General features: G+C 60.6%; 9 protein-coding genes. 2 read left to right on the forward strand and 7 right to left on the reverse strand.

The features are described from left to right. Nucleotides 1-678: 678 nt before the first annotated feature. The 7 genes from ACTD9P_RS08110 to gap form a co-directional block, all read right to left on the reverse strand. On the reverse strand, nt 679-2817 hold the full coding sequence (locus ACTD9P_RS08110; RefSeq protein WP_438867299.1) for a methyl-accepting chemotaxis protein: 2139 nt from the start codon (nt 2815-2817) through the stop codon (nt 679-681). Nucleotides 2818-2956: 139 nt separating this feature from the next. Beyond that, entirely contained in the window at nt 2957-3358 is a 402-nt protein-coding gene (locus ACTD9P_RS08115; protein ID WP_305455350.1) for a YbaN family protein, read from the reverse strand. 200 nt (nt 3359-3558) lie between these two features. Further along, complete coding sequence (locus ACTD9P_RS08120) at nt 3559-4167, reverse strand: biliverdin-producing heme oxygenase (RefSeq protein ID WP_438867300.1); 609 nt, start codon at nt 4165-4167, stop codon at nt 3559-3561. A 135-nt stretch (nt 4168-4302) separates the two neighbouring features. Beyond that, on the reverse strand, nt 4303-6867 hold the full coding sequence (locus tag ACTD9P_RS08125; RefSeq protein WP_438867301.1) for a TonB-dependent receptor: 2565 nt from the start codon (nt 6865-6867) through the stop codon (nt 4303-4305). A gap of 116 nt (nt 6868-6983) precedes the next feature. Then, the gene (locus ACTD9P_RS08130) at nt 6984-7952 is read right to left on the reverse strand and encodes a FecR family protein (protein WP_438867302.1); all 969 of its coding nucleotides are present in this window, start codon (nt 7950-7952) and stop codon (nt 6984-6986) included. 74 nt (nt 7953-8026) lie between these two features. Beyond that, nucleotides 8027-8545: an RNA polymerase sigma factor gene (locus ACTD9P_RS08135; RefSeq protein WP_200433061.1), complete on the reverse strand. Its 519-nt coding sequence runs from the start codon at nt 8543-8545 to the stop codon at nt 8027-8029. A 205-nt stretch (nt 8546-8750) separates the two neighbouring features. Beyond that, nucleotides 8751-9752, reverse strand: a complete 1002-nt coding sequence (gap, locus tag ACTD9P_RS08140) for a type I glyceraldehyde-3-phosphate dehydrogenase (RefSeq protein ID WP_138814009.1) — start codon at nt 9750-9752, stop codon at nt 8751-8753. A 221-nt stretch (nt 9753-9973) separates the two neighbouring features. Between gap and edd the strand changes: the two genes are divergently transcribed. Together edd and ACTD9P_RS08150 are read left to right on the forward strand one after the other, a co-directional pair. After that, the gene (gene edd / locus ACTD9P_RS08145) at nt 9974-11800 is read left to right on the forward strand and encodes a phosphogluconate dehydratase (protein ID WP_122527253.1); all 1827 of its coding nucleotides are present in this window, start codon (nt 9974-9976) and stop codon (nt 11798-11800) included. Then, a complete protein-coding gene (locus tag ACTD9P_RS08150) occupies nt 11797-12753 on the forward strand; it encodes a glucokinase (protein WP_438867303.1) in 957 nt (318 codons plus the stop codon). The genes edd and ACTD9P_RS08150 overlap by 4 nt, the downstream gene beginning before the upstream one ends. Nucleotides 12754-12856: the final 103 nt, after the last annotated feature.

Raw genomic sequence — 12856 nt, forward strand, 5'->3', positions numbered from 1 at the left:
GCGGTGTATCAGTCAATTCATCTGTAACTGACCCACCGCATTCGCGAGCAAGCCCGCTCCCACAGTTGACCGCATGCAGTTTTGAATATGAGATCGGCTGCGGATTTGCAGGCACTGAAGAGCTGCTTTTCTGTGGGAGCTGGCTTGCCTGCGGTGCAGGCACCTCGGTACATCAGGCACACCGAGTTGATGCCATCGCAGGCAAGCCAGCTCCCACATTAGACCGGGTGCAGTCTTGACGATGAGGTCTGCTTTGCTCTGGCTCTTACATCCTTTTCGATGACGAAGTCGGCGGTCTTTTGATCTGCGCTTTTGATCTTGATCTGAAATCGCCCCGTCAAACACGATGGCCGCAATTCGCCAGTGATTTGGGGGGTAAACCGGCAGGGATGCCGGTTTAGCCGCGCTGGGCCAAGGATGGCCCATCGCGGCGGCCCCCCAAATCACTGGCGGATTACGGGCATGCCGAGCCATAGCGAGGCACCGAGTGTTGGGGCGAAGACTTTTTGGTTACTTTTGGGTCTTTCCAAAAGTGACCCGCTGTAAGAGCGGAACCATAAGACGCCGTTACCGCAGCAACGGATATGTACACATCAGCCACAGATGCATCGGCTGACCCACCGCTATCGCAGGCAAGCCAGCTCCCACACGGGATCTTCATTGTTTTGAAAATCGGGTTTATACCTTGAACTGATCCATCAACTTCATCTGCTGGGTCGCCAGCGCATTCAGTTGGCTGCTGATGGCCGCCGACTCGGTGGCCTGGCCGGTGAGGGTTTCGGTCACGGTGCGGATCGCCGAGACGTTGCGGTTGACCTCTTCGGCCACGGCGCTCTGTTGTTCGGCGGCGCTGGCGATCTGCAGGTTCATGTCGCTGATCACCGTCACCGCATCGCTGATCTTGCCCAACGCCTGCACCGCTTGATGGATCTGCCCGGCATTGCTCTGGGCTTGTTGCTGGCTGGAATGCATGGTCGCCACCACGCCACGGGTGCCGCTCTGGATGCGCTCGATCACCAGGCGAATTTCTTCTACTGAGTCCTGGGTACGTTTGGCCAGGTTGCGCACCTCGTCGGCCACTACCGCAAACCCACGCCCGCTTTCCCCGGCGCGTGCGGCTTCGATGGCGGCGTTCAGCGCCAGCAGGTTGGTCTGCTCGGCAATGCTGCGGATCACTTCGAGCACCGAGCCGATCTGTTCGCTGTTGACCGCCAGCGCTTCAACTTCGGTCACGGCCTTGCTGACTTCTTCGGCCAAGGTGGTGATGTCGCGGGTGCTCTGCTCGATGATCGACATGCCGTCGCGCGCCGACTGGTCCGCGCCACGGGCGGCGCTGGCAGCGTTGGAGGCGCTGTTGGCCACATCATGGGCGGTGGCGCTCATCTCGTTGGAGGCGGTGGCCACCTGGTCGATCTCGCGGAACTGCACCTGCATGCCTTCGCTGGTCTGGCGGGCAATGGCTGAAGACTGGTCCGCCGTGCCACGGGCTTCGGTGATGCTCTGCTTGATCTGCGCAATGGTCGGTTGCAGCTTGTCGAGGAAGCGGTTGAACCAGTTTGCCAACTCGCCCAGTTCGTCCTTCTTGGCGTAGGCCAGGCGCTGGGTGAGGTCGCCTTCGCCGCTGGCGATGTTCTTGAGCATCGCCGCAACGGTGTTGATCGGGCGGGTCACGCCGGTGGCGGTCAGCCAGATCAGCAGCAGGCCGAGCAGGGCAGCGGCGGCGCCGACCAGCAAGGCTTTGAGCGTGGAGGCATTTTGAGCTTTATCGAGTATGCCTTGCAGTTTCAAAGCGTCGGCGAGCATGACATCCTTGGGCAGCTTGATCACCACGCCCCAGGATTTGGCCTCGGCAATCGGTTTGACTGGATACACGGCGCGAATCGTGTCGTCCTGTTCGCGGATCATGCGCGTGTCACTGGCCAGTAGTTGCACGATGTCTTTGCCTTCGGCGCCGATGGTGTCAATCAGGTTTTTACCGACCTTGTCCGGCTGGCCACTGAAGGCGGCAATCAGGCCGGTACTGGAAAGAATTTCCAGGTAGCCGGCACCGTTGAACAGGTCTTTTTGCGCCGCGTCGGTGGCGGCTTGCAAAGCATTCAAGGCCAGGTCGATACCGACCACACCAATGACTTTGCCGTCGACGATCAGCGGCAGCGAAATAGTGGTCATCAGCACCTGCTTGCCGGCCACTTCATCGGAATACGGGTCGAGCAGGCACACCGCGCGCGTATCCCGTGGGCAGGTGTACCAGACGTTGTAGGGCGTGCCGCTGAGGTTGAGGGTGGTTTTGGTCAGGTCATCCTCGACCATCACGGTGTTCAGGCCTTCGCCGCCAGCGCGGCTCCAGTAACTGGAGAAACGGCCTTTTTCATTGGAGACGCGGGTTTTGTCGTTGACGAAGTCGCTGTCTTTGCCATCCAGGCCATTGGGTTCGAATGACAGCCAGATGCCCAGTACCTTGCTGTTGCGCTCAAAGGCGGTTTTGACACTCTGGTTGAGCTCTTCTCGCAATGCGCCGGGCTCCAGCGCTCGTTTGTTTGCAAGGGCACGCAGGTCTTTGACGTGATCGGCCAGCGCGGTTATCACTACCAGGCTTTCGCCAAAGGTTTTCTGCAGTTGCACCGCTTGTTCGCCGGCCTTGGCCTGCAACAGGTTCTGCACACTGTTAGTGAGCATTCGCGAGCTTGAATCACTGACCAGGCGGTTGTTCTGATCGGCCTCGTAGAGGTTGATGCCGACGATCAGCGCGATTACCCCCAAGAGGCAAAGGCCCGACAGCAGCACGATTTTCAAGCGGATGGAGAGGGTGTCGAACATAGGTTCACTCGCGATTGGACTTGTTGAAATGCAAGCAGGGCGAGCCAAGTCCATTCGGCGCTATGTCCGGAACATCGGCGTAACGGGATGTTTCATGAGGGAAAGGCGATGAGCGGTAGGAAAAAGACTACGCGCCGCGTTATACGGGGGCTGCAAGCCGTTCGGGGCGTGACCAGATCCACAGGTTGCCCAGGCTCATCCCGGCAATCGCCAGGTAGATCGGCCAGCCGTGATCGAGCATCACCAGCATCAGCAGGGCACACAGCAACATGCTCACGGTGGCGCTGACTTTGGCCCGGCGCGCGATGATCTTGCCATTGCGCCAGTTGAACAGAATCGGCCCGAACAGCCGGTGGTTTTCCAGCCAGGCGCTGAGGCGCGGCGAACTTTTAGTCGCAGCCCAGGCGGCCAGCAGGATGAATTCGGTGGTGGGCAAACCCGGTATGACAATCGCCACCAGCCCAATGCCCAGGCTGACGTAGGCCAGCAGGCCGAAGAGCAGCTGGGCGATTTTTGAGGTGGATTGGGTTTTGCCGGTCATGGTTGTTTGCGAAGTCGAGGAAGATTCAGCCTGGAATAAAATTTAAATGTGGGAGCGGGCTTGTTGTGGCGAGGGAGCTTGCTCCCGTTCGACAGCGTAGCTGGAGTCGGCTTTTTGGGGGCGCTTCGCACCCCAGCGCAAGCAAGCTTGCTCGCCACAACAAGCCCGCTCCCACATTTGATTGCATTTCAATTCAAGTGTTACGCCAGTTCAGGGGCGCTAGCGTACGCCTGTTCCAGCAGTACGGTGAAGCGCACAAACGCATCGATTGCACCTTTCTCCACCGCCGCTTCTTCTTCAGCGCTGAATTCCAGGCCGTCGAGGGTGCGGGTGAAGCTCTTCCAGCCTTCTGCGCGGCCACCGGCCGGCTCGCCGAGGTGACGGGCACCGAAGGTTTCGCTCAGGCCCAGGCCCACGGCGCGCTTGATCAGGAACGCCGCGCCCAGCTTGGAGCCTTCGGACACGAACAACCAGCCCAGGGCTTCGGCTTTGCTCGGGTTCTTCACGGCGCCGGCAACCGGTGCAGGCACGTCGGTTTCCAGGTCGGCCAGGTCCAGCTTGGCGGCGTCGGCGCGGCAGCGTGCGGCCAGGTCCGGGACAATCTTGATCAGCTCGGGGTCGTTGTACAGCGCCACCAGTTCCGACTGGAACAGGTACTGCGCCACCACAAAACGCGCGAAGTTGGCTGGGGTATCAAACGGCGCGTGGGCTTTGACCAGCGCGTCGAGCTTGGTGTGTGGCGCGTGGGTGATCTGGTTCAGGCGCTGAGAGCGCAGGCTTGGGCGTTCTGCGGTAGGAGAAGCGGTCATCGAAAAAATCCTTGAGAAGGGGAGCGCCTGGGTGCTCAAAAGAGAGCTGTTATCAACTAGACGAACAAGAAGACGCGGCACAGTAAAAAAACCTCACCTCGCCGCTGATAAAGCGCGGCGAGGTGAGAACGGCGGTCAGATGTCCCAGATCAGGTTGATCGCGAAGTTGCGACCCGGCTGGGTCAGGCGGTCGAGGTTGGCGGGCGCGGTCACGCCGGCTTCGCCGACGCCGTCGTAGCTGCGCACGTCATCCCAGTTCCAGTACTTCTTGTCGGTGAGGTTGTAGAGGCCGCCGTTGATGGTCACGTCGCTGGTGACTTTGTAGAAGCCGGTGAGGTCGACAATGCCAAAGCCTGGGGTCTTGAACGGCGCGCTGGTGCTGCCATCCGGTGCGTGGAAGGTGGTGCTGTCGACACGGTTCTGTTTCTTCACCAGCGTCCAGCTGACCAGCGCGCCGTATTGCTCTTGCTCGTAGCCCAGGCCGAATACGCCTTTAAGCGGGTTGACGCTGTTGAGCGGCTCGCCGTTGTCGTCGTTGCGACCGTAGGTGTAGCCCACCGAACCCTGGGTGTAGAGGCCTTGTGGTGCGCCGAACGCGTCGAGGTTCAGACGGCCTTTGGCTTCAATCCCCTTGATGGTGGCGTGCTTGATGTTATTGGCTTCGAAGGTTTGGATATCGCCGCCGGCGACCGAGGCGTCTTCGTCGATAAAGTCGCGGTACTTGTTGTAGAACACCGCGATGTCGAAGGAGCCCTCATCGAACTGGCCACGAATCCCGGTCTCGATGCCCTTGCTGGTTTCCGGCTTGAGGTTCGGGTTTGGCTCGACGGTGTAGCCCAGGTTGAGGTTTTCAAAGCGGCCATAAAGCGCCTTGGCCGATGGAGTACGGAAGCCCTCGGCGTATTGGCCGAACCAGGTGTACTGATCGGTCAGCGCATAGGTCAGGCCGAATTTTGGCGTGACGCGGTGCCAGGTTTTTTCTTTGTCGCTGACCGGGTAGGCGCCGGTCGGGTTCACGGTGTTGAGGAATTCCTGGGTCAGCTTGGGCTTGAGCCGGGTGTAGTCATAACGCACGGCAGGCAGGAAGGTCCATTTGTCCCAGCTGATCTGGTCCTGGGCGAACAGCGAGTAGGTGTTGATGGTCGGGTCCGGGAAGTCGCTGGACTTTTTCACGCTGTCGCCGGCAGACGGGCTGGGCGCGCCGACGGCTGTGCAGCCTGAGCCGACGGCGAGGCAGTAGGCCGAGCCTTCGCGCGAGCCGCTGACTTTCTGCTGCTTGAGGGTGGTGCCGTAAGTCACTTGGTGATCGGTTTCACCGAGGCTGAACGCCTTGTCCAGCTGTGCGTCGAACACCCACTGTTTTTCTTCGTACAGGGTGTCACGGGTACGCATGACGCGACGACCTGCTTGGTAGATTTCGGCGGTGGTCTGGTCGGTCTTGGCGATCTGGTAATTAAGGCTGGTCTTGATCTGATCGGCAATCGGCGAGTCGAGGGCGAAGCGGTTTTCGATGCCGAAGCGCTCACGGGTGATGGTGTCGTTACCCGAGCGAGCGCGGTACAGATTCATTCCGCGACCACCGATGAACGGGCCGCCGACCGCGTTCTTCAAGTCGACGTCGCGATCATCCTTGAACTTCTCGTAGGTCAATCCCAGCCGATTGTCATTGCCATAATTCCAGCCCATTTTGGCCAGGATATTGGTGGTGCGCGCATCTTCCGGGTTGGCGCCGGTGCGGGCCAGGCCGGTGGCGTTGTTGCCGTCGTAGGACTCCATTTCATGGCCATTGCGCTGGCTCAGGTGCAGCAAGCCGTCGAAGTCCTGCACGCGGCCGGCGACGGTGCCAGAGGTCAGCCAGCTGTCGTCGGCGGAGCTGTAGCCGGTTTTGAGGCGGGCGCCGACGTCCTGGCCGGGCTTGATGATGTCGTCCGGGTCGAGGGTGAAGTAGCTCACCGCGCCGCCGATGGCGCTGCTGCCGTACAGGGCCGAGGCCGGGCCGCGCAGGATCTCGACGCGCTTGACGATTTCCGGGTCGACGTAGTTGCGACGGGTCTTGGCGTAAGGGCCGTTGAAGAAGTTGTCCGGCACTTCCACGCCGTCCACCTGGGTGAGTATGCGGTCGCCGTCGATGCCGCGAATGTTGTAGCCGGCGTTGCTGGCGCGGGTACCTGCGCCGCCCACCGACACGTTGGGCTCGTAACGCACCAGTTCACGGATGGTATTCACGTTCTGGCGGTCCAGCTCTTCACGCGCATGCACCGTGACGGTGCTTGGCACGCTGTTGACGTCCTGCTCGCTGCGGGTGGCGCTGATGGTCACCTGTTGCAGGTTGAGCGTGCTGCCGGCCGGGCGCTTTTCCAGCACGATGTTGTTATTGCCCAGCTTGCGGTAGCTCAGGTTGGTGCCCAGCAACAGCCGGTCCAGGGCTTTCTCCGGCGAGAGTGCGCCGCTTACGCCGGGGGACGACACACCCTGGCCCAGTTCTGCCGGCAGGCCGACTTGCCAGCCGGTCACGCTGGTAAAGGCATTCAACGCCGACACCAAGGGCTGCTGTTCGATACTGAAACTGTAATTGCCGTGGCTGCGCGCGGCAGGTTCGACGGCAGTCGCGGCCATCACCGGCGCACTGGCCAGCAGGATGGCGGCGGTTAGCAGCGACAGGACGGGCGATGAGGACCGGCGGTTGAAACGAGAGGACATCGAGAGCGCTCCGGGGATACGAATCTTATAGTTGCGAACCGAATCAAATAGGAATCAGTTGCATTGGCTATAACGAGACGAACCACCGGTGATTATCGAGTAAAAATAATTCTCATTTAGTTCAAGATGACCAGCGCCGGGTATTCCGAGAGCTTGGCCGAGGTGATGTGCGCCAGGGAGCGCACCACATCCAGCGGTTGGTCGAGGCGGTAATTGCCGGTGACGGCCACGCTTGCGAGCTTGTCGTTGGTGTTGACGATCCAGCCTGGGTAATAGCGACGCAACTCGGCGAGCACTTCGCTCATCGGGCAGTTTTCGAATACCAGGCGGCCCTGGACCCACGCCAGGTCTTTACCGGCATCCAGTTTGGCCGGTTGGCCGAAGCCTTTGGGGCCGATGCGGATACTCTCACCGGCGCTCAGGCGCACGCGGGCATCGTCAAAGGTATTGCTCAAGTCTACGTCGCCGCGCTGCACCTGCACCTGGGCTTCGCCATTGAGGTAACGCACGGCGAAATCGGTGTCGCGCACGCTGGCACGCACCGGGCCGGCGTCGATTTCCAACGGCAGGCCACGGCTGGGCGCCACCTCAAAAAAAGCTTCGCCTTGATAGAGGCGGGCGACGCGCTGATGATCCTTGATGTTGCTGGAAAACGCCGAGTTGGTGTTCAGCAACACTTTGGAGCCGTCATCCAATTGCAGACGCTGGCGCTCACCCACCACCGTGAGGTGGTCGGCCTGCAGGCGCACCGGCAGATTGCTGAAGCTGAACAGGCCGATAAGCAGCACGGCGGCGGTAGCCAAGGGTTTCCAATGCGGTTTGATACGCCGCCACGCACTGGGCTTGCGCGGCACTGCCAAGGCCACGGCGGCGCTGTGTACCGGCGCGCCGCCCCAAGCGGCTTGGGCCTTGCTGAAGGCGAGCAGGTGCGCCGGGTCGCTGGCCAGCCAGGCATCAAACTCGGCTTGCTGCCCGGGTTGCGGGCATTGCAAGGCGATCAGCCAGTCGAGGGCTTGGTCCATGGCCGTGTCTTGCAACACCTCATGAGCCAGCTCATGGGGGCGCAGTTTATTCGGGTCCGTCACGGTGTTCCTCGGGTCTTCGCCACGTTCTATTCATCTTTCCTACAGCCTGGGTCGACACCTCTGTCGGGTGAAGCTTAAGGCTGATCCAGCCGTTCGGCCACTCCTACACAGATGGCCATGATCAATTTCAGTTCCTTTTGCACCGTGCTCAAGGACACTTGCAACTGATCGGCAATCTCCTGGTAGCTGCAGCCATGCAGCCGGCTGAGGATGAAAATCTGCTGCTGGCGGGCGCTCAACTGGCCGAGGCTGACGCTCAGGTGTTCGAGCAATTGCTCAGCCTGGGTGGCGTCTTCGGGTGTGCTGATCGGCGCGACGACGCTCTGCAGCACGTCCAGTGGCACATCTTCCTGCAGTGTTCGGGCCTGGATGCGGCGCGAGCGCAGGTGGTCCAGCGCCAGATTGCGCGCGGTTTGGTAGACGAAGGGTTCGAGGTGGTCGATCGGCCGCTCGCTGAGCGCCCGGGTAACGCGCAGGTAGGTTTCCTGCAACAGGTCCTCGGCGGTGCTGTGGTTATTCACCATCCGCTGCAGAGTGCGTAGCAGAATCACCCGTTGGGTGAGAAAGACTTGGTTGAAGCGAGATTGGCTCACAGTGATACCAGACCGGTTTGCAGTTAATGATAATGCTTATCATCAACTCAAATGGCAAGTGGCTATTTCGTTGAGCCTGCATAGGTGCAAGGAGGTGCACAAAACCCATGTGGGAGCGGGCTTGCTCGCGAATGCGGTGCATCAGTCAACAAATATGCCAACTGAGCCGCCGCCTTCGCGAGCAAGCCCGCTCCCACATTGGAAATTACTCGGCGTTGCACAGCGCCAGGCAGTTATCCAGCATACGGTTGGAGAAGCCCCATTCGTTGTCGTACCAGGCCAGCACTTTGAGCAACTTGCCACTGACCTTGGTGTGGTTGGCATCGAAAATCGACGACAGTGGGTTATGGTTGAAGTCGCTCGACACCAGCGGCAGGGTGTTGTAGCCGAGGATTTTCGAGTGCTGGCTGGCGTCTTTGAGCAGCGCATTGACCTGCTCGGCCGTGGCTTCTTTTTTCAGGGTTACGGTGAGGTCCACCAACGACACGTTGATCACCGGCACGCGCACGGCCATGCCGGTCAGCTTGCCCGCGAGTTCCGGCAGTACCAGGCCGACCGCTTCGGCGGCGCCGGTCTTGCTCGGGATCATGTTCTGGGTGGCCGAACGCGCGCGGTACGGGTCCGTGTGGTACACGTCGGTCAGGTTCTGGTCATTGGTGTAGGCGTGAATGGTGGTCATCAGGCCGCTTTCGATGCCCAGTTCGCGGTGCAGCACCTGAGCCACAGGCGCCAGGCAGTTGGTGGTGCACGAAGCGTTGGAGATGATCTGGTGGGATTGACGCAAAATGTCATGGTTTACCCCGTAAACCACGGTGGCGTCGGCGCCTTTGGCCGGGGCCGAGATGATCACCTTGCGCGCACCGGCGGTAATATGGGCGGCAGCCTTGTCGCGGTCGGTGAACAGACCGGTGCACTCGAATACCACATCGATCTTGTGCGCAGCCCATGGCAAGTCGGCCGGGTTACGAATGGCACTGACGGCGATCCGGTCACCATTGACGGTCAGGCTTTCCTGATCGTGGGCGACCTCTGCTTCGAAAGTGCCGTGTACGGTGTCGTATTTGAGCAGGTGGGCATTGATCGAGCTGTCGCCCAGATCATTGATGGCGACGATCTGCAAATCCTGGCGATAGCCTTGGGTATACAGTGCGCGCAGGACATTACGGCCGATACGGCCAAAACCATTGATTGCGATACGAAGAGTCATTGGAAAGTGCCTGTCGTCGATTTGTTGTAAGAATTACAAGATTATTCGCATAAAAATAGAAAACAAGCCTTTTTAGTGGCAATATTTTGTTCAATCTACAACGAGTGACCTGAATCAACTGGTCCGATGATGCAAACGACACCCTGCCATCCCATGAGCTGCGGGCGTTTGATCAGCATAGGAACGAGGGTCGCCATATCCGTTAGCCTGGAGTTCTACACATGCATCCCCGCGTTATTGAGGTCACCGAACGGCTTATCGCCCGCAGCCGTGCAACCCGCGAGGCATACCTTGCGCTCATTCGCGGCGCGGCCAGCGACGGCCCGATGCGCGGTAAGCTGCAATGCGCCAACTTTGCCCACGGCGTGGCCGGTTGCGGCACTGAAGATAAAAATAGTCTGCGCATGATGAATGCCGCCAACGTGGCAATTGTTTCCTCATATAACGACATGCTCTCGGCGCACCAGCCGTACGAGCATTTCCCTGAACAGATCAAGAAAGCCCTGCGCGAAGTCGGCTCGGTCGGCCAGTTCGCCGGCGGCACGCCCGCCATGTGCGACGGCGTGACCCAAGGCGAGCCGGGCATGGAGCTGAGCCTGCTGAGCCGCGAAGTCATCGCCATGTCGACGGCGGTAGCGCTGTCCCACAACATGTTCGATGCCGCACTGATGCTGGGCATCTGCGACAAGATCGTGCCGGGCCTGATGATGGGCGCGCTGCGTTACGGCCATCTGCCAATGATCTTCGTGCCGGGTGGCCCTATGCCGTCGGGCATTTCCAACAAGCAGAAAGCCGACGTGCGCCAGCGTTATGCCGAAGGCAAAGCCAGCCGCGAAGAGCTGCTGGAATCGGAGATGAAGTCCTACCACAGCCCCGGCACCTGCACCTTCTACGGCACCGCCAACACCAACCAGTTGCTGATGGAAGTGATGGGCCTGCACCTGCCGGGCGCATCGTTCGTCAACCCGTACACGCCGCTGCGCGATGCGCTGACCCGCGAGGCCGCGCACCAGGTCACGCGCCTGACCAAAGCCAGCGGCGACTTCACGCCGATTGGCGAAATCGTCGACGAGAAGTCCATCGTCAACTCCATCGTCGCCCTCAATGCGACCGGTGGTTCCACCAACCACACCCTGCACATGCCGGCCATCGCCATGTCGGCGGGCATCATCCTCACCTGGCAGGACATGGCCGACCTCTCCGAGGTGGTGCCGACCCTGTCCCACGTGTATCCAAACGGCAAGGCCGACATCAACCACTTCCAGGCAGCGGGCGGCATGTCGTTCCTGATCCGTGAACTGCTTGAAGCCGGCTTGCTCCACGAAGATGTGAACACCGTGGCAGGCAAGGGCCTGAGCCGTTACACCCAGGAACCGTTCCTGGTCGACGGCGAACTGATCTGGCGCGACGGCCCGATCGAAAGCCTCGACGAAACCATCCTGCGCCCCGTAGCCCGTGCGTTCTCGCCCGAAGGCGGCTTGCGCGTGATGGAAGGCAACCTCGGCCGTGGCGTGATGAAGGTTTCGGCCGTGGCGCCGGAGCATCAGATCGTTGAAGCACCGGCGGTGGTGTTCCAGGATCAGCAGGATTTGGCCGACGCGTTCAAGGCAGGCCAACTGGAAAAAGATTTCGTTGCTGTGATGCGCTTCCAGGGGCCGCGCTCCAACGGCATGCCCGAACTGCACAAGATGACGCCGTTCCTCGGCGTGTTGCAGGACCGTGGCTTCAAAGTCGCGTTGGTAACAGACGGGCGTATGTCCGGCGCCTCGGGTAAGATCCCCGCCGCGATTCATGTCAACCCCGAAGCCCAGAGCGGCGGGCCGCTGGCGCGGGTCAAAGATGGCGATATCATTCGCGTCGATGGCGTGAAGGGCACCCTGGAGCTTAAGGTGGACGCCGAAGAATTTGCAGCGCGCACGCCTGCCACGGGCCTGTTGGGCAACAACGTGGGGGCCGGTCGCGAGCTGTTTGCATTTATGCGCTTGGCCGCAAGCTCCGCAGAGCAGGGCGCCAGCGCCTTTACCTCTGCCTTGGAGACGCTTAAGTGAAGCTTGCGCTGGTCGGTGACATTGGTGGTACCAACGCCCGTTTTGCGTTGTGGCGGGATCAGGAACTGCACTCGATCCGCGTGCATGCCACGGCGGATCACCATAGCCCTGAGGAAGCCATCAAGGTGTACCTCAAGGAAGAAGGCCTGGAAATCGGGGACATCGGCGCGGTGTGCCTGTCGGTGGCCGGGCCGGTGAGTGGCGATGAATTTAAATTCACCAACAATCACTGGCGGCTGAGCAAAACTGCGTTTTGCAAAACCTTGCAGGTCGATGAATTGCTGCTGGTCAATGACTTCACGGCCATGGCCCTGGGTATGACGCGGCTCAAACCCGATGAGTTTCGCGTGGTCTGCCAAGGTACGCCGGAGCCGTTGCGCCCAGCCGTGGTGATCGGCCCGGGCACGGGCCTTGGCGTCGGTACCTTGCTGGACTTGGGCGAAGGCCGTTATGCGGCGCTGCCGGGGGAGGGCGGCCATGTCGACCTGCCGCTGAGCAGCCCGCGTGAAACCCAGCTGTGGCAGCACATCTACAGCGAGATTGGCCACGTCAGCGCCGAGACCGCTTTGAGCGGTGGCGGCCTGCCCCGTGTATACCGCGCCATTTGTGCGGTCGACGGGCACACGCCGTTGCTGGACACGCCCGAAGCCATTACGGCAGCGGGCCTGGCTGGCGACGCGGTGGCCATGGAAGTGTTGAACCAGTTCAGTATCTGGCTGGGCCGTGTGGCCGGTAACAACGTGCTGACCACCGGTGGGCGTGGTGGTGTGTACATCGTGGGTGGGGTGATTCCGAGGTTTGCCGACTTCTTTATCAACAGTGGTTTCGCCAAGAGTTTCAGCGACAAAGGCTGCATGAGCGACTACTTCAAAGGCATTCCGGTGTGGTTGGTGACGGCGCCGTATTCCGGGTTGACCGGGGCCGGTGTGGCGCTTGAACAGGCTTTTGCGTAGGGGCTGATGGCCCCTTCGCGAGCAAGCCCGCTCCCACATTCGACTGCATTCCAAAGTTGGAACCCGGTCAAATGTGGGAGCGGGCTTGCTCGCGAAAGCGGCC

Source organism: Pseudomonas onubensis, assembly GCF_965653655.1.
GTDB lineage: Bacteria > Pseudomonadota > Gammaproteobacteria > Pseudomonadales > Pseudomonadaceae > Aquipseudomonas.